The organism is Limimaricola sp. AA108-03 (genome assembly GCF_050847355.1).
Classification (GTDB): Bacteria; Pseudomonadota; Alphaproteobacteria; order Rhodobacterales; family Rhodobacteraceae; genus Limimaricola.
In genome coordinates this window covers 176,495-194,977 of the sequence record NZ_CP193755.1, presented here as the reverse complement: position 1 = coordinate 194,977, position 18,483 = coordinate 176,495, and the positions used below count along the sequence as shown (strand labels likewise).

12 protein-coding genes are annotated in these 18,483 nt (G+C 65.8%); 2 read left to right on the top strand and 10 right to left on the bottom strand.

Annotated features, from left to right (window positions below):
* Positions 1 to 123: 123 nt before the first annotated feature.
* Genes tuf through rpsL form a run of 4 tightly spaced genes read right to left on the bottom strand, consistent with a single transcriptional unit; the run spans position 124 to position 4,358 of the window.
* Entirely contained in the window at positions 124 to 1,299 is a 1,176-nt protein-coding gene (gene tuf / locus ACRAQ3_RS00980; RefSeq protein ID WP_269395565.1) for an elongation factor Tu, read from the bottom strand.
* A gap of 60 nt (positions 1,300 to 1,359) precedes the next feature.
* Positions 1,360 to 3,483 carry an elongation factor G gene (gene fusA / locus ACRAQ3_RS00975; protein ID WP_269395575.1) on the bottom strand — a complete coding sequence of 708 codons (2,124 nt, stop codon included), beginning with the start codon at positions 3,481 to 3,483 and terminating at the stop codon, positions 1,360 to 1,362.
* A gap of 18 nt (positions 3,484 to 3,501) precedes the next feature.
* Entirely contained in the window at positions 3,502 to 3,972 is a 471-nt protein-coding gene (rpsG, locus tag ACRAQ3_RS00970; protein ID WP_085894988.1) for a 30S ribosomal protein S7, read from the bottom strand.
* 14 nt (positions 3,973 to 3,986) lie between these two features.
* On the bottom strand, positions 3,987 to 4,358 hold the full coding sequence (gene rpsL / locus ACRAQ3_RS00965; protein WP_017930005.1) for a 30S ribosomal protein S12: 372 nt from the start codon (positions 4,356 to 4,358) through the stop codon (positions 3,987 to 3,989).
* A gap of 508 nt (positions 4,359 to 4,866) precedes the next feature.
* On the opposite strand from rpsL, the gene ACRAQ3_RS00960 reads away from it, so the two are divergent.
* Positions 4,867 to 6,003 (top strand): TauD/TfdA family dioxygenase, encoded by a 1,137-nt coding sequence (locus ACRAQ3_RS00960; protein WP_432255358.1) that lies wholly within the window; start codon positions 4,867 to 4,869, stop codon positions 6,001 to 6,003.
* A gap of 74 nt (positions 6,004 to 6,077) precedes the next feature.
* Positions 6,078 to 7,076 (top strand): glycosyltransferase family 2 protein, encoded by a 999-nt coding sequence (locus tag ACRAQ3_RS00955; RefSeq protein WP_432255357.1) that lies wholly within the window; start codon positions 6,078 to 6,080, stop codon positions 7,074 to 7,076.
* Positions 7,077 to 7,098: 22 nt separating this feature from the next.
* Here ACRAQ3_RS00955 and ACRAQ3_RS00950 read toward each other — a convergent pair whose 3' ends face one another.
* The 6 genes from ACRAQ3_RS00950 to rplA form a co-directional block, all read right to left on the bottom strand.
* On the bottom strand, positions 7,099 to 7,695 hold the full coding sequence (locus ACRAQ3_RS00950) for a carboxymuconolactone decarboxylase family protein (RefSeq protein ID WP_432255356.1): 597 nt from the start codon (positions 7,693 to 7,695) through the stop codon (positions 7,099 to 7,101).
* 168 nt (positions 7,696 to 7,863) lie between these two features.
* Positions 7,864 to 12,105, bottom strand: a complete 4,242-nt coding sequence (gene rpoC, locus ACRAQ3_RS00945; RefSeq protein ID WP_269395571.1) for a DNA-directed RNA polymerase subunit beta' — start codon at positions 12,103 to 12,105, stop codon at positions 7,864 to 7,866.
* A gap of 73 nt (positions 12,106 to 12,178) precedes the next feature.
* Entirely contained in the window at positions 12,179 to 16,318 is a 4,140-nt protein-coding gene (gene rpoB / locus ACRAQ3_RS00940) for a DNA-directed RNA polymerase subunit beta (RefSeq protein WP_269395570.1), read from the bottom strand.
* Between the two features lie 248 nt (positions 16,319 to 16,566).
* The gene (gene rplL, locus ACRAQ3_RS00935; RefSeq protein WP_085894993.1) at positions 16,567 to 16,944 is read right to left on the bottom strand and encodes a 50S ribosomal protein L7/L12; all 378 of its coding nucleotides are present in this window, start codon (positions 16,942 to 16,944) and stop codon (positions 16,567 to 16,569) included.
* A 69-nt stretch (positions 16,945 to 17,013) separates the two neighbouring features.
* The gene (gene rplJ / locus ACRAQ3_RS00930; protein WP_269395569.1) at positions 17,014 to 17,526 is read right to left on the bottom strand and encodes a 50S ribosomal protein L10; all 513 of its coding nucleotides are present in this window, start codon (positions 17,524 to 17,526) and stop codon (positions 17,014 to 17,016) included.
* A 255-nt stretch (positions 17,527 to 17,781) separates the two neighbouring features.
* Positions 17,782 to 18,483, bottom strand: a complete 702-nt coding sequence (rplA, locus tag ACRAQ3_RS00925) for a 50S ribosomal protein L1 (protein WP_269395568.1) — start codon at positions 18,481 to 18,483, stop codon at positions 17,782 to 17,784.

Here is an 18,483-nt window from a genome sequence, read left to right as displayed (position 1 = left end):
TTCAAGGGTTCGGGTTGAGAGGTCGGCCGGGCGGAATTGCCGGTCCACGTCGAACCCGTCGGAAAAGTGGTGCGGGGCGGGCGAAACACCCGCCCCGCGGCGACGTCCCGGTAAGGGGCGTCCTTACTCGATGATTTTCGACACGACGCCGGCGCCGACGGTGCGGCCGCCTTCGCGGATGGCGAAGCGCAGGCCGTCTTCCATGGCGATCGGCGCGATCAGCTCGACGTTGAACTTCAGGTTGTCGCCGGGCATCACCATCTCGGTGCCCTCGGGGAGGACGACGGTGCCGGTGACGTCGGTGGTCCGGAAGTAGAACTGCGGCCGGTAGTTCGCGAAGAACGGGGTGTGGCGGCCGCCTTCTTCCTTGGTGAGGATGTAGGCCTCGGCCTCGAACTTGGTGTGCGGCGCCACCGACTTGGGCTTGCACAGCACCTGGCCGCGCTCGACGCCGTCACGGTCGATGCCGCGCAGCAGCACGCCGACGTTGTCGCCCGCCTCGCCGCGGTCGAGCAGCTTGCGGAACATCTCGACGCCGGTGCAGGTCGACTTCTTGGTGTCGCGGATGCCGACGATCTCGATCTCGTCGCCGACATTGATCACGCCACGCTCGACGCGGCCGGTCACCACGGTGCCGCGGCCGGAGATCGAGAACACGTCCTCGATCGGCATCAGGAACGGCAGGTCGACGGCGCGCGCCGGGGTCGGGATGTACTCGTCGACCGCCTTCAGCAGCGCCTTGATCGAGTTCTCGCCGATCTCCTCGTCGCGGCCTTCCATGGCGGCGAGCGCCGAGCCCTTGATGATCGGGATGTCGTCGCCCGGGTAGTCGTAGGACGACAGCAGCTCGCGGATTTCCATCTCGACGAGCTCGAGCAGCTCCTCGTCATCCACCTGGTCGACCTTGTTCATGTAGACGACCATGTAGGGGATGCCCACCTGGCGGCCGAGCAGGATGTGCTCGCGGGTCTGCGGCATCGGGCCGTCGGCGGCGTTCACCACCAGGATCGCGCCGTCCATCTGCGCCGCGCCGGTGATCATGTTCTTCACGTAGTCGGCGTGGCCGGGGCAGTCGACGTGGGCGTAGTGCCGCGTCTCGGTCTCGTACTCGACATGCGCGGTCGAGATGGTGATCCCGCGGGCCTTCTCCTCCGGCGCGCCGTCGATCTGGTCGTAGGCGCGGAAGTCACCGAAATACTTGGTGATCGCCGCCGTCAGCGTCGTCTTGCCGTGGTCCACGTGACCGATGGTCCCGATGTTCACGTGCGGTTTGGTGCGTTCGAATTTTGCCTTGGCCATGATTGGCTCCTTCAAATTGTCAGGCGTCGTGATGGCGGGGCCCGAGAGCCCCGCCGACCGTCACGCGTACTTCTTCTGGATCTCTTCCGAGATGTTCTGCGGCACCGGCTCGTAGTGATCGAAGATCATCGAGAACTGGGCACGTCCCGAGGTCATCGACCGCAGCGTGTTGATGTAGCCGAACATGTTGGCGAGCGGCACGAAGGCGTTGATCACGTTGGCGTTGCCGCGCGTGTCCTGCCCCTGCACCTGGCCCCGACGCGAGGTCAGGTCGCCGATGACGCCACCGGTGTACTCCTCGGGCGTCAGCACCTCGACCTTCATCATCGGCTCGAGCAGCTTGGCGCCGGCCTTGCGCAGACCTTCACGCATGCACATCCGCGATGCGATCTCGAAGGCGAGCACCGACGAGTCGACGTCGTGGAACTTGCCGTCCAGCAGCTCGACCTTGAAGTCGATCACCGGGAAGCCCGCGAGCGGACCGGAGTCCATCACCGACTTGATGCCCTTCTCGACGCCCGGGATATATTCCTTGGGCACCGCGCCGCCGACGATCTTCGACTCGAACGAGTAGCCCTCGCCCGGCTCGGTCGGCATGATGTTGAGCTTCACCTCGGCGAACTGGCCCGAACCACCCGACTGCTTCTTGTGGGTGTAGGTGTGCTCGACGGCGTGACCGATGGTCTCGCGGTAGGCCACCTGCGGCGCGCCGATGTTCGCCTCGACTTTGAACTCCCGCTTGAGACGGTCGACCAGGATGTCGAGGTGGAGTTCGCCCATGCCCTTCATGATCGTCTGGCCCGACTCGAGGTCGGTCTCGACGCGGAAGGACGGGTCTTCGGCGGCGAGGCGCTGGAGACCGGCGGACATCTTCTCCTGGTCGGCCTTGGTCTTCGGCTCGACCGCGATCTCGATGACCGGATCGGGGAAGGTCATGGTCTCGAGGACGACCTGGTTCTGGGGATCACACAGGGTGTCGCCAGTGGTGGTCTCCTTGAGGCCCGCGAGCGCGATGATGTCGCCGGCAAAGGCTTCCTCAATCTCTTCGCGGTTGATGGCGTGCATCATCATCATCCGACCGACACGCTCTCGCTTGCCCTTGGTCGAGTTCATCATGGTGTCGCCCTTCTTCACCACGCCCGAATAGATGCGGGTGAAGGTCAGCGAACCGACGAAGGGGTCGTTCATGATCTTGAACGCCAGGCCCGAGAAGGGCTCGGAGTCGTCGGCATGACGCGGGATGTTGCGGGTCTCGGTCTCGTCGTCCGGCGAGAAGCCCATATAGGCGGGCACGTCGAGCGGCGAGGGCAGGAAGTCGATGACGGCGTTCAGCAGGGGCTGCACGCCCTTGTTCTTGAACGCGGAACCAGCGGCCACCGGCACGAAGGCGAGCGACAGCGTGCCCTTGCGGATCAGCTGGCGCAGGGTCGGCTCGTCGGGCTCTTCGCCCTCGAGATAGGCCTCCATCGCGGCATCGTCCTGCTCGACGGCATTCTCGATGAGCGTGGCGCGCCACTCGGCGGCGACGTCCTGAAGCTCGGCACGGATCGGCTGACGGACCCAGGACGCGCCCAGGTCTTCACCCTTCCAGACCCACTCTTCCATCTTGATCAGGTCGACGATGCCTTCGAGGTTGTCCTCGGCGCCGATCGGCAGCGCGATCGGGACCGGGGTCGCCCCGGTGCGGTCCTTGATCATCTTCACGCAGTTGAAGAAGTCGGCGCCGATCTTGTCCATCTTGTTGACGAAGACGATGCGCGGGACCTTGTAGCGGTCGGCCTGACGCCAGACGGTCTCGGTCTGCGGCTCGACGCCGGCGTTGGCGTCGAGAAGGCAGATCGCACCGTCGAGCACGGCCAGCGAACGCTCGACTTCAATGGTGAAGTCGACGTGGCCGGGCGTGTCGATGATGTTGAAGCGGTACTTGGTATCCGAAGTGCCCTCGGCGGTCGGATCTTCCTGGCGCTGCCAGAAAGTGGTCGTCGCCGCGGACGTGATCGTGATGCCGCGTTCCTGCTCCTGCTCCATCCAGTCCATGGTCGCGGCGCCGTCATGGACTTCGCCGATCTTGTGGGACTTGCCGGTGTAGAAGAGGATCCGCTCGGTCGTGGTGGTCTTGCCGGCATCGATGTGGGCCATGATGCCGAAGTTGCGGTAGCGCTGCAGAGGATAGTCGCGTGCCATGTCTGGACTCCTTCCCGCTTACCAGCGGTAGTGGCTGAACGCCTTGTTCGCGTCGGCCATCTTGTGAGTGTCTTCGCGCTTCTTCACCGCGGTGCCGCGGCCGTTCACTGCGTCGAGCAGCTCGCCGGCCAGGCGCTCTTCCATGGTGTTCTCGTTGCGCTTCGCGCTGGCATCGATCAGCCAGCGGATCGCCAGCGCCTCGCGGCGCTCGGGGCGGACTTCGACGGGGACTTGGTAGGTCGCACCGCCGACCCGGCGCGAGCGGACCTCGACCGACGGCTTGATGTTGTCGAGCGCCTCGTGGAACACCTCGACGGGCTCCTTCTTGAGACGGGTCTCGACCCGGTCGAACGCATTGTAGACGATGCGCTCGGCGACGGCTTTCTTGCCGTCGATCATCAGGTTGTTCATGAACTTCGTGACGACCCGGTCGCCGAACTTGGCATCGGGCAGGATCTCACGTTTCTCGGCGGCGTGACGACGCGACATGGCGCTCTCTCTCCTTACTTCGGACGCTTCGCGCCGTACTTCGAGCGGCGCTGCTTGCGGTTCTTGACCCCTTGGGTGTCAAGCACGCCGCGGAGGATGTGGTAACGGACGCCCGGAAGGTCTTTCACCCGGCCGCCACGGATCAGGACCACCGAGTGCTCCTGAAGGTTGTGGCTTTCGCCCGGGATGTAGCTGATGACCTCGAAGCCATTGGTCAGACGCACCTTGGCGACTTTCCGCATGGCCGAGTTCGGCTTCTTCGGCGTCGTGGTGTACACCCGAGTGCACACGCCACGCTTTTGCGGGCAGGACTCGAGGTGCTGCGACTTGGACTTGGTGACTTTCGGCTGCCGCGGCTTGCGGATCAGCTGCTGGATCGTTGGCATTGGGCGTCTTTCCCCGTTTCCTGCACATGTGTCACGGACCGGACGGCCCGCCGATTTCGATTCCTCGCACTTCACGCGTCCGTAAAGCACAAAAACCCGCGAACGCGCCCCTCTTCCGGACACGATGCGGTGGGTCTCCAGAGGATCGGGGCGCAAGGCCCGGATCGTGACCACTTCAGCTCTGATATCAGGGCGGAAAGCGGACTGCCCCCGGCCCAAGTGGTGGCCGTATAGGGGGAGTCGCGGAGGGTGTCAACTGCGCCGGGGGCCACCCGCCCCCGGGGCTGCTCCGGAGCCGCCCCGGAGCCGCGATGACAGGCGTTCGCGCCCATGCTAGTGTGCCCGCCGGAGATCGTTTCAGCCAGATGGAAAGGGCCGGGCCGCAGATGTGTGTCGTTCTGGGAAGGCGTCCGGGCCATCCGCATGCGAAGGCCTATGACTGGTGGCCGCCGCCAAGGCAAGCCGTGCCGACCAAGACCGATTCCCACTGACATCACGGAGACGATCCATGCCACAGATGGCACGAGCGCGCCTCGAGGCGCGGCAACTCTGGCTCGACTGGGCCGATGGCGGCAGCGATGCCTTTCCCTATATCTGGCTGCGGGATACCGACCCGGCCGGGTTTCACCCGCGCACCGGCGAGCGGGTCTTCGACCTGACCTCGGTGCCGCTCGATCTCGCGCCGGTGGCGGCGCGGGTGGAGGACGAGGCGCTGGTGCTGGACTGGCCCGGTGACGCCGCACCGAGCCGGTTCGACCTGAACTGGCTGCGCGAGAACCGCCCGGGCCGGCGGCGGCCCGACCCGGCCCATGTCTCCGCTAGCAGCTGGCGCGGCGATCTTGGCGCGGCCGGGATACCGCGCGCCCGCGCCTCGGATGTCGCCGAGAGCGACGCGGCCCTCGCCGACTGGCTACGGCGCAGCAAGGCCATGGGCCTCTCGATCGTCGAGGGCCTGGCGGATGACGTCGAGGCGGGCTGCCGCATCGCCCGGCGCATCGGCTTCCTGCGCGAGACCAATTTCGGCGTCACCTTCGAGGTGGTCTCGAAGCCCGACCCGAACAACCTCGCATACACCGCGGATGCGCTGCCGCTGCATACCGACCTGACCAACCAGGAGCTGCCGCCGGGCTGGCAGTTCCTGCACTGTCTCGCCAACGAGGCCGAAGGCGGCGGCTCGGTGTTCTGCGACGGCGTCGCCGTGGCCGAGGATCTGGCGCTCGAGGACCCCGAGGGGTTCGAGCTTCTCGCCAGCGTCGACATCCCGTTCCGCTTCCACGATGCGGAGACCGACATCCGGGCCCGCAAGACGGTGATCCGGCGCGGCGAAGGCGGCCGCGTCGATGAGATCTGCTTCAACGCGCATCTGGCGGACATCCTCGACATCGATCCAGCGATCATGGCGGACTACTACGCCGCCTATCGTCGGCTGATGCAGATGACCCGCGACCCGGCCTATCTGGTGACGCTGAAGCTGAAGGCCGACGAAATGGTGGTGTTCGACAATCGCCGCGTCCTGCATGGGCGCGCCGCCTTCGACCCCTCGACCGGCTTTAGGCACCTGCGCGGCTGCTATGTAGACCGGGGCGAGTTCGACAGCCGGATGCGGGTGCTCGCCCGCGCCGCCGCCCGGACCGAACCCGCCTGAGGATAGGCGGAGGGCGCTAGGTGCGCCCTCCACCCGGGGTGGACGGTGGCAGCCATCCGTGCATCATCGGCCGCATGTCCGATCCTTCCGAACGCTTTCTCGTCTTTGCCGGCATGCGCGACGAGGGCGCGTTCCTCGTCGAATGGATCTCATGGTACCGGATGCTGGGCTTCGAGATCCTCGTCGGGGTCAATGACTGCACCGACCACTCCCCTGCCCTGCTCGACGCCTTCGCACAGGCGGGCTGGCTGCGATGGTTCGAACACCGCCCGCCGGAGGGCACACCGCCCAAGCAATCCGCGCATCGTCACGCGCAGCGGCACCCCGCCACGGCCGAGACCGACTGGCTGCTGATCTGCGATGTGGACGAGTTCCTCGTGCTGCACCGGGGCGACGGCACGATCGCATCCTATCTCGACGATCTGGGCCGCGACTTCCTGGGGGTCGCGTTCCACTGGCAGTGCTTCGGCACGGGCGGCTGGAAGCGCTACCAGCCGGGCCTCGTGCATCGGCAGTTCCGGCGGCGCGGCCCCTCGCAGCGCCCCGCCAACGTTATGGTCAAGACGCTGTTCGGCACCCCGCGCCGCTTCGGACGCTGGAGCGATCACATGCCCTGGGCGTTCGACGGGGAATGGGACCGGGGCAGGAACCGCATCGTCGACAGCGAAGGGCGGATCATCGAGGAGCTTCTCACCGGTCCGCATCCGGTCCGCTATACCGATGTCTCACAGGTGACGCATCGCTATGCGCAGATGAACCATTACGTGCTGCGCTCGGTCGAACAGTTCGAGGCCAAGCGCGGCACGCTCTCGGCCACGGCGGCCAAGGATCGTTATACGCAGGCGTTCTTCGAGGCACGCGACCGCAACGGGCGACGGGATCTCTCGGCGCTGGCCCATGCCACGGCCTTCGACCGCGTTCATGCCGAGGCGATGGCCCTGCCCGGCGTCGCAAGGCTGCATCACCTGTGCTGCGCCGATCTGGTGGCGCGGCTCTGCGCGCATCAGGGCCGCGCGCCGCAGGACGATCGAAGATGGCGTGCGGAGATCGCGGCGGCCGAGACGGCGGGTTGAGTGTTTCACGTGTGGCGGCGGCCTAGCCCTCGGGTTCCTGGATCGCCCGCCCCCGTGCCAAGGCCGTGCGCAGCGCCTCGGGCAGTTCCATGAAGGCCGGGTCGGGCTGCGTGCCGAGCGCGTCGAGATACTTGCTGAAATAGCAGCGAAGCGCCGCCGCCGCGGCGGCCTGTGCGATCTCATCCTCCGACAGCCCATGCGCCCTGAGCCCCGCGATCCGCGCCGGGCCGATCGCCGTGGCATCCTCGACGATATCGGCGGCATAGCCCATCAGATCGGCCTCCTGCGGGGTGATCGAGGTATGGCCCCGCTCGGTCGCGATCCGCTCCAGCTCTTCGGGTGTCATGCCGTTGTCGAGCAACACCTTGCCATGGGCCAGCGCGCAGTACGAGCTGCGCAGCGCCAGCGCGGCGGCCAGCGTGACCAGCTCGTAGCGCCGCAGCCCCATCCGTTTCTTGAGCGCCGACGTCATGGCCTCGAAATGATCCGCCAGTTCCGGCAACCGCACGCAGGTCCGGTGCAGGTTGTAGATCCGCCCATGCTGTTTCTTGGCAGCCGCATAATAGGCGGCGGCGGGGCCGGACGCCTCCGCCTCCCCGATTTCGGCGATGAAGCTCATCTGCGCCTCCATGACAGGACCTTGGGCCCGGCCGAGCGGCCATGGGCCCCCGCATACAGTATCCGCCCGCGCGACGATCCTGCCAACGGGCATGCGCGAAGCCCGCAGCAAAAAAGGGCCCCCGGTTTCCCGGGGGCCCTTCGGCGTTTCACGATGATCGGCCGGCGATCAGTCGCGGCTGTCCTCGGCGCGGGCCGAGATCGTGTCGAACTGGTCGTCCGACATCGGCTGCTCCGAGGGAGCCGCCAGCGCCGCGGCCTGCTCGGCCGCCTCGCGCTTCTGCTCGATCACCGAATGATCGCGGTCGTGGGCGATCTTGCGGACGCGGCTGGTCGCGCCGCCGGTACCCGCCGGGATCAGGCGGCCGACGATGACGTTCTCCTTGAGACCCACCAGCTTGTCGCGCTTGCCCTGGACCGAAGCCTCGGTGAGCACGCGGGTGGTTTCCTGGAACGACGCCGCCGAGATGAAGCTGCGGGTCTGCAGCGACGCCTTGGTGATGCCGAGCAGGACCGGCACGCCCTGGGCCGGACGGCCGCCCTTGGAGATCGCCTTCTCGTTGGCCTCGTCGAACTCGGCCTTGTCGACATGCTCGCCCTTCAGCAGCGTGCTCTCGCCCGAGTCCATGATCTCGATCTTCTGCAGCATCTGGCGAACGATCACCTCGATGTGCTTGTCGTTGATCTTCACGCCCTGCAGTCGATAGACGTCCTGCACCTCGGCGATCATGTAGTCGGCCAGAGCCTCGACGCCCATGATGGCGAGGATGTCGTGCGGCGCGGGGTTGCCGTCCATGATGTAGTCACCCTTCTGCACGAAGTCGCCTTCCTGCACCGGGATGTGCTTGCCCTTGGGCACCATGTACTCGACCTTGTCGCGCCCTTCCTCGGTGGGCTCGATCGCGATGCGACGCTTGTTCTTGTAGTCCTTGCCAAAGCGCACATAGCCATCGATCTCGGCGATGATCGCGTGGTCCTTGGGACGACGTGCCTCGAACAGTTCCGCCACCCGCGGCAGACCGCCGGTGATGTCCTTGGTCTTGGCGCCCTCGCGCGGGATCCGCGCCACAACGTCGCCGGCCTGGATCTGCTGGCCGTCCTCGACCGAGAGGATCGCGTCCACCGACATCGGGTAGGTCACCGGGTTGCCGCTGTCGGTGCGGACCGGTTCGCCATCCTCGCCCACCACGATGATCTCGGGCTTGAGCTCGTTGCCCTTGGGCACCGAACGCCAGTCCGTGACGATCCGCTGGGTCATGCCGGTCGCGTCGTCGGTGTCCTCGCGCACGGCGATGCCGTTCACTAGGTCGACGAAGCGCACGGTACCGGCCTTCTCGGCGATGATCGGCAGGGTGTAGGGGTCCCACTCGAACATCTTCTCGCCGCGCTTCACCTCGGCGCCCTCCTTGAGGAAGACCTTGGTGCCGTAGCCGATCTTGTGGCTGGCGCGCTCCTCGCCATCCTCGCCCATGATCGCGATGACCATGTTGCGGCCCATGACGATCTGCTCGCCCGCGGCGTTCTCGAGGAGGTTGGCGTTGCGGAACTCCACCTTGCCCGACTGGCTCGCCTCGAGGAAGGACTGCTGGCCACCCTGCGCCACACCGCCGATGTGGAAGGTCCGCATCGTCAGCTGGGTGCCCGGCTCACCGATCGACTGCGCCGCGATGATGCCCACGGCCTCGCCCTGGTTCACCATGGTGCCGCGCGCGAGGTCACGCCCGTAGCACATCGCGCAGACGCCGTCCTCGGCCTCGCAGGTGAGCGGGCTGCGGATGCGCATCTTCTGCACCGCGGCCTGCTCGATCAGGTCGGCCTTGCGCTCGTCGATGAGCTCGCCCGCCGCGACCAGCACCTCGTCGGTGCCGGGCTTGAGCACGTCATCAGCCGAGACCCGGCCCAGCACGCGCTCGGAGAGCGGCGAGACCACCTCGCCGTCATTGACCGCCGCTTCCGCGGTGATCGCCCGGTCGGTGCCGCAGTCATGCTCGCGCACGATGCAGTCCTGCGCCACGTCGACGAGACGACGGGTCAGGTAGCCCGAGTTCGCGGTCTTGAGCGCGGTGTCCGACAGACCTTTCCGCGCGCCGTGGGTCGAGTTGAAGTACTCGAGCACGGTCAGGCCTTCCTTGAAGTTCGAGATAATCGGCGTCTCGATGATCTCGCCCGACGGCTTGGCCATCAGGCCGCGCATGCCGCCCAACTGCTTCATCTGGGTGACCGAGCCACGCGCACCGGAGTGGGCCATCATGTAGACCGAGTTGGGCTCGGCCTCGGCACCGGTCTCGTCCTTCTTGTTGGCCGAGATGGTGGTCATCATCGCTTCGGTGACCTTGTCGTTGCACTTCGACCAGGCGTCCACGACCTTGTTGTACTTTTCGCCCTGGGTGATCAGGCCGTCCATGTACTGCTGCTCGAAATCCTTGACCTGGTCGCGGGTCTCGTCGACCAGCGTCCACTTCGCGTCGGGGATGACCATGTCGTCCTTGCCGAAGGAGATGCCCGCCTTGAAGGCCTCCTTGAAGCCCGCGGACATGATCTGGTCGCAGAAGATGACCGACTCCTTCTGGCCGCAATAGCGGTAGACGGTGTCGATGACCTGCTGGACTTCCTTCTTGCGCAGCAGGCGGTTCAGCAGCTCGAACGGCGCCTTGGCGTTGAGCGGCAGCAGACCGCCGAGCCGCAGGCGGCCCGGGGTGGTCTCGAAGCGCTTGACGACCTCGTTGCCCTCTTCGTCGATCTGCTTGATCCGCGCGGTGATCTTGGCGTGCAGATGCACCTCGCCGGCGTTCAGCGCGTGCTCGACCTCGTCGATCGAGTTGAACGACATGCCCTCGCCCTTCATGCCTTCACGCATGATGGTCGTGTAGTAGAGGCCGAGAACCATGTCCTGCGACGGCACGATGATCGGCGCGCCGTTGGCGGGCGACAGCACGTTGTTCGTGGACATCATCAGGACACGCGCTTCCAGCTGGGCTTCCAGCGAGAGCGGCACGTGCACGGCCATCTGGTCACCGTCGAAGTCGGCGTTGAAGGCCGAGCAGACCAGCGGGTGAAGCTGGATCGCCTTGCCCTCGATCAGCTGCGGCTCGAAGGCCTGGATGCCGAGACGGTGCAGGGTGGGCGCGCGGTTGAGCATCACGGGATGCTCGCGGATCACCTCGTCGAGGATGTCCCAGACCTCGGGCCGCTCCTTCTCCACGAGCTTCTTCGCCTGCTTCACGGTCGAGGAGAGACCCTTGGCCTCCAGCCGCGAGTAGATGAAGGGCTTGAACAGCTCGAGCGCCATCTTCTTGGGCAGGCCGCACTGGTGCAGCTTCAGCTCGGGGCCGGTCACGATGACCGAACGGCCCGAGAAGTCGACCCGCTTGCCCAGAAGGTTCTGGCGGAAGCGGCCCTGCTTGCCCTTGAGCATGTCCGAGAGCGACTTCAGCGGACGCTTGTTGGCGCCGGTGATGACGCGGCCGCGGCGGCCGTTGTCGAACAGCGCGTCCACGGATTCCTGCAGCATCCGCTTCTCGTTGCGCACGATGATGTCGGGCGCGCGCAGCTCGATGAGCCGCTTGAGGCGGTTGTTGCGGTTGATCACCCGGCGATACAGGTCGTTGAGGTCCGAGGTCGCGAAGCGGCCGCCATCGAGCGGCACCAGCGGGCGCAGCTCGGGCGGGATCACCGGGATCACGGTCAGCACCATCCACTCGGGACGGTTGCCGCTTTCGATGAAGCTCTCGACGATCTTCAGGCGCTTGATGATCTTCTTGGGCTTCAGCTCGCCGGTCGCCTCCTTGAGGTCGGCGCGCAGCTGCTCGGCCTCGCCCTCGAGGTCGATCTGGGCCAGCATCTCGCGGATCGCCTCGGCGCCGATATTGGCCGAGAACGCGTCGGCGCCGTACTGGTCCTGCGCGTCGAGGAACTGCTCCTCGGTCATCAGCTGGCCATAGGTCAGGTCGGTGAGACCCGGCTCGATGACGACGTAGTTCTCGAAGTAGAGGATCCGCTCGAGATCACGAAGCGTCATGTCCAGCATGAGGCCGATCCGGCTCGGGAGCGACTTCAGGAACCAGATATGGGCGACGGGCGCGGCCAGCTCGATATGGCCCATGCGCTCGCGACGGACCTTCTGCAGCGTCACCTCGACGCCGCATTTCTCGCAGACGACGCCGCGATACTTCATGCGCTTGTACTTGCCGCACAAGCATTCGTAGTCCTTGATCGGCCCGAAGATGCGGGCGCAGAACAGGCCGTCGCGCTCGGGCTTGAAGGTCCGGTAGTTGATCGTCTCGGGCTTCTTGATCTCGCCGAAGGACCAGCTGAGGATCCGTTCCGGCGAGGCCAGCGATACCTTGATCTCGTCGAAGGTCTTGGCCGGGGTCAGCGGATTGAACGGGTTGTTCGTGAGTTCCTGGTTCATTTCAAATCCTTGAATCTAGGCAGAGGGCGACGGCGTGCCGCGCACCCCGTCGGGGGTGCGCGGCGGAACGCCGTTACTCGTCCTCCGCGTCCAGGAGTTCCATGTTGAGGCCGAGGCCCCGGACTTCCTTCACGAGGACGTTGAACGATTCCGGCACGCCGGCCTCGAAGTTGTCCTCGCCCTTGACGATGCTCTCATAGACCTTGGTCCGGCCCGCCACGTCGTCCGACTTCACGGTCAGCATTTCCTGCAGCGTGTAGGCGGCGCCGTAGGCTTCCAGTGCCCAGACCTCCATCTCCCCGAAGCGCTGGCCGCCGAACTGCGCCTTGCCGCCCAGCGGCTGCTGGGTGACGAGGCTGTACGGCCCGGTCGAACGCGCGTGGATCTTGTCGTCCACGAGGTGGTGCAGCTTGAGCAGGTACTTCACGCCCACCGTCACCTTGCGCGAGAACTTCTCGCCGGTGCGGCCGTCGAACAGGTCCGACTGGCCCGAGCTGTCGAAGCCGGCGCGCTTGAGCGCGTCGTTGACGTCGGGCTCCTTGGCGCCGTCGAAGACCGGGGTGGCGATCGGAACGCCGCGATGCACGTTGGTCGCGATCTCGGCGACGCGCTCCTCGTCCATGCCGGCGATGCCCTCTTCGTAGACATCGTCGCCATAGGCGATGCGCAGCGCCTCGCGCACCGGGGTGAGATCACCCGAGCGGCGGTACTCCTGCAGCGCCTCGTCGACCTGGATGCCGAGGCCGCGCGCGGCCCAGCCCATGTGGGTCTCGAGGATCTGACCGACGTTCATGCGCGACGGCACGCCCAGCGGGTTGAGACAGAAGTCGACCGGCGTGCCGTCGGCGAGGAACGGCATGTCCTCCATCGGCACGACGCGGGAGATGACGCCCTTGTTGCCGTGACGGCCGGCCATCTTGTCGCCCGGCTGCAGCTTGCGCTTCACCGCGACGAAGACCTTGACCATCTTCATCACGCCCGGCGGCAGGTCGTCGCCACGACGCACCTTCTCGACCTTGTCCTCGAACCGCGCGTCGAGCGTGCGCTTCTGGATCTCGTACTGCTCGTTGAGCGCCTCGACGATCTTGGCGTCGTCCTCGTCCTCGAGGGCGAGCTGCCACCACTGGCCGCGCGACAGCGTGCCCAGCAGTTCCTCGTCGATGGTCGAGCCGGCCTTGACGCCGCGCGGCCCCTTCACCGCGGTCTTGCCGAGGATCAGGTCCTTGAGACGCGCGTAGATGTTGCGGTCGAGGATCGCCAGCTCGTCGTCGCGGTCACGCGCCAGACGATCGACTTCCTCGCGCTCGATCTGCAGCGCCCGCTCGTCCTTGTCGACGCCGTGGCGGTTGAACACCCGGACCTCGACGATGGTGCCGAAATCGCCCGGCGGCAGACGCAGCGAGGTGTCGCGCACGTCGGAGGCCTTCTCGCCGAAGATGGCGCGAAGCAGCTTCTCTTCCGGCGTCATCGGCGATTCACCCTTCGGGGTGATCTTGCCCACGAGGATGTCGCCCGGCCCCACTTCGGCGCCGATATAGACGATGCCCGCCTCGTCGAGGTTGCGCAGGGCCTCCTCGCCGACATTGGGGATGTCGCGGGTGATCTCTTCCGGCCCGAGCTTGGTGTCGCGGGCCGCGACCTCGAATTCCTCGATGTGGATCGAGGTGAAGACGTCGTCGCGCACGATGCGCTCGGAGATCAGGATCGAGTCCTCGTAGTTGTAGCCGTTCCACGGCATGAACGCGACGACCACGTTCTTGCCGAGCGCCAGCTCGCCCATGTCGGTCGAGGGACCGTCGGCGATCACCTCGCCCTTGCCGACCCGGTCACCCACCTTCACCAGCGGACGCTGGTTGATGCAGGTGTTCTGGTTCGAACGCTGGAACTTCCGCATCCGGTAGATGTCGACCCCGGCATCGCCGAGTTCGAGATCCTCGGTGGCGCGGATCACGATCCGGGTCGCGTCGACCTGGTCGATGATGCCGCCCCGGCGCGCCATGATCGCGGCGCCGGAATCGCGGGCCACGACCTCCTCGATGCCCGTGCCGACCAGCGGCGCCTCGGCCTGCAGCAGCGGCACGGCCTGACGCTGCATGTTCGAACCCATCAGCGCGCGGTTCGCGTCGTCGTTCTCGAGGAACGGGATCAGCGAGGCCGCGACCGAGACGAGCTGCTTCGGGCTGACGTCGATCAGGTCGACGCTCTCGGAAGGCGCGAGCATGTAGTCGCCCGACTGGCGGGTGTTCACCAGCTCGTTGACGAACTTGCCGTTCTCGTCGAGCGAGGCGTTGGCCTGGGCGACGGTGTGGCGCATCTCCTCGGTGGCCGAGAGGTAGTTCACCTCGTCGGTCACCTGCCCGTCCACGACCTTGCGGTAGGGGGTCTCGATGAAGCCGTACTTGTTCACCCGCGCGAAGGTGGCGAGCGAGTTGATCAGGCCGATGTTCGGGCCTTCCGGCGTCTCGATCGGGCACATCCGGCCGTAATGGGTCGGGTGCACGTCGCGCACCTCGAAGCCGGCGCGCTCGCGGGTCAGACCGCCCGGCCCGAGCGCCGAGAGACGACGCTTGTGCGTCACTTCCGACAGCGGGTTGGTCTGGTCCATGAACTGCGACAGCTGCGAGGAGCCGAAGAACTCGCGCACCGCGGCGGCGGCGGGCTTGGCGTTGATCAGGTCCTGCGGCATCACCGTGTCGATCTCGACCGAGGACATGCGTTCCTTGATCGCGCGCTCCATGCGGAGCAGGCCGACGCGGTACTGGTTCTCCATCAGCTCGCCGACCGAGCGCACCCGGCGGTTGCCGAGGTGGTCGATGTCGTCGATCTCGCCCTTGCCGTCACGCAGCTCCACCAGCGCCTTGATGCAGGCGACGATGTCTTCCTTGCGCAGCGTGCGCTGGCTGTCCTCGGCGTCGAGGTTCAGGCGCATGTTCATCTTCACGCGGCCCACGGCCGAGAGATCGTAGCGCTCGGCGTCGAAGAACAGCGTGTCGAACAGCGCCGAGGCGGCGTCGACGGTCGGCGGCTCGCCGGGGCGCATGACCTTGTAGATCTCCATCAGCGCCGATTCGCGGTTCCAGGCCTTGTTGTCGGCGGCGACCGTGTTGCGGATGTAGGGGCCGACATTGACGTTGTCGATGTCGAGAACCGGGATGTCGGTAATGCCCGCATCCATCAGGTCCTTGAGCGTGCCGCCCGTGATCTCGCCGTCCTTGTCGGTCTCGATGGTCAGCTCGTCGCCGGCCTCGACATAGATCGCGCCGGTGTCCTCGTCGATGATGTCGCGGGCGACGAACTTGCCGACGATGTTGTTGAACGGCACCAGCAGGTCGGTGACCTTGCCCTCGTCGATCAGCTTCTTGACGGCGCGCGGCGTGACCTTGTCGCCGGCCTTGGCGATCACCTCGCCGGTGGCGGCGTCCACGAGGTCATAGGCCGGGCGGGTGCCGCGTACGCGCTCGGGGAAGAACTTGGTGACCCAGGAGCGGGCCTTCTTGTCGAAGCTGTATTCGACCGTGTTGTAATAGGCATCCATGATGCCTTCCTGGTCGAGTCCCAGCGCGTAGAGCAGCGTGGTCACGGGCAGCTTGCGGCGCCGGTCGATGCGCGCGAAGACGAGGTCCTTGGCATCGAATTCGAAGTCGAGCCAGGAGCCGCGATAGGGGATGATCCGGCAGGCGAAGAGCAGCTTGCCCGAGGAATGCGTCTTGCCCTTGTCGTGGTCGAAGAACACGCCGGGGCTCCGGTGCATCTGGGACACGATCACCCGCTCGGTCCCGTTGACGATGAAGGTGCCGTTCTGGGTCATCAGGGGCATGTCGCCCATGAAGACGTCCTGCTCCTTGATGTCCTTGACGGACTTGGCGCCGGTGTCCTCGTCGACATCGAACACGATCAGCCGCAGCGTCACCTTGAGCGGCGCGCTGTAGGTCATGTCGCGGGCCTGGCACTCCTCGACGTCGTATTTCGGCTTTTCCAGCTCGTATTTCACGAATTCGAGCGTGGCGGTCTCGTTGAAGTCCTTGATCGGAAAGACCGACTGGAACACGCCCTTGATGCCTTCGCCGTCAGTCGGCTGCGGCTGGTCACCCGATTTCAGGAACAGGTCGTAGGAGGATTTCTGCACCTCGATGAGGTTCGGCATCTCCAGCACTTCGCGGATCTTGCCGTAATACTTGCGCAAACGCTTCTGGCCGAGGAAGGACTGAGCCATGGGTGTCGTCACCTTTCAGGTCTCTGCGGATCGGCGCGACCGGCGGGGAAGGCCGCGTCATCCTTGCGAGAGGGGAGTTCCGGTCCATTCGCGATCACCGTCCCACCGATGACCTCCCGACCGTGGAACCTGCCCGAGACGAGGGTCGCGCGCGACCCCCTTCCAAGACGGGTTCGGCTGGACCCGCGAAATTCGCGGATCCAGCCAATTCTTGAGGCGTGGCGCGCTGGACGCGCGCCCGCCCGGGATCAGGCCAGCTCGACCTTGGCGCCAGCGGCTTCCAGCTTCGCCTTGATCTCTTCGGCTTCCGCCTTCGGCGCGCCTTCCTTGACCTTGCCGCCGGCCTCGACGAGGTCCTTGGCTTCTTTCAGGCCGAGGCCGGTGATGCCGCGGACTTCCTTGATCACGTTGATCTTCTGAGCGCCGGCGTCTTTCAGGACGACGTCGAACTCGGTCTTCTCCTCGGCAGCGGCGCCAGCGTCGCCACCGGCCGGGCCAGCCATCATCACGGCGCCGCCGGCGGCGGGCTCGATGCCATACTCGTCCTTGAGGATGGTTTTCAGTTCCTGCGCCTCGAGAAGGGTCAGACCAACGATCTCTTCGGCGAGTTTCTTCAGATCAGCCATTTTACTTTTCCGTTCGTTCAATTGTGTTCCAACGCGAGGGCTTTCAAGCCCCCGAGGTGTCGGGTTGCCTTAGGCAGCCTTCTCTTCGATGGTCGAGAGAATGCTTGCGATGTTGCTTGCGGGCGCGCCAATGGCACCGGCGATGTTCGATGCCGGGGCACCGATGCAGCCGACGATCGAAGCGATGAGCTCCTCACGCGACGGCATCTGGGCCACGGCCTTCACACCGGCCGGATCCAGGGCCGTGTCTCCCATCGCGCCGCCGAGGATGACCAGCTTGTCGTTGGTCTTCGCATAGGCGTCGACCACCTTGGCAGCCGCCACGGGGTCTTCGGAGTAGGAGAGCACGGTCATGCCCGTGAGGTAATCGGCGATGCTTGCGCAGGGCCTTCCCTCAAGGGCGATCTTGGCGAGCTTGTTCTTGGCAACACGCACGGACCCGCCCGCGTCACGCATTTTCGCGCGCAGGTCCTGCATCTGGGCAACCGTCATGCCTTCGTAGTGGGCAACCACCACGACGCCAGAGCTTTCAAAGATCTGGCCGAGTTCCTCGACCACTTTCTCTTTCTGGGCTCTATCCACGGTTTACTCCAAGTTTGGGGGTTTCCCCCCGGCTCTGTCTGACCCCCTGATCGTCCGGGGGCCGTTCGGGTCCGCTTCAGGGTCCCGAGGCCGCGATCGCCCGAAGGAAAGCAATGTGCTTTCGAACGGAAATCCAACTCTCGTTTCCCATCTCGGGAAGGCCTTAGCGGGGTCTCCCCCTGCCCTCCGTCTCGGACAGGACGGGGCGCGAACGCCCCGCCATTCATCCCCGCCGCGGCAGGGGTGAAATCTCTATCAGGCCGCGCCGGTGGCCGAGGCCAGATCGACGCTGACGCCCGGGCCCATGGTCGAGGAGAGCGCCACCTTCTTGAGGTAGGTGCCCTTGGCGCCGGCCGGCTTGGCACGGCTCACCGCCTCGACGAAGGCGCGGATGTTCTCTTCGAGCTTCGAGGCTTCGAACGAGGCCTTGCCGATGCCGGCATGGATCACGCCCGCCTTCTCGACGCGGAACTGCACCTGGCCACCCTTGGCAGCGTTGACCGCATCGGCGACGTCCATGGTGACGGTGCCGATCTTCGGGTTCGGCATCAGGTTGCGCGGGCCGAGGATCTTGCCGAGGCGACCGACGATCGGCATCATGTCCGGCGTCGCGATGCAACGGTCGAACTCGATCTTGCCGGACTGCACGGTCTCCATCAGGTCCTCGGCGCCGACGATGTCGGCCCCGGCCTTCTTGGCCTCTTCGGCCTTCTCGCCACGGGCGAAGACGGCGACGCGCACGGTCTTGCCGGTGCCGTTGGGCAGGGTGACCGAGCCGCGGACCATCTGGTCGGCATGGCGCGGGTCGACGCCCAGATTCATTGCGATCTCGACGGTCTCGTCGAACTTCGCGCTGGCGTTGGACTTGATCAGCGAGATGGCTTCGGAGAGCTCGACGTTCTCCTTGCCGGCGAAGGCCTCGCGGGCGGCGCGGGTGCGTTTACCGAGTTTTGCCAT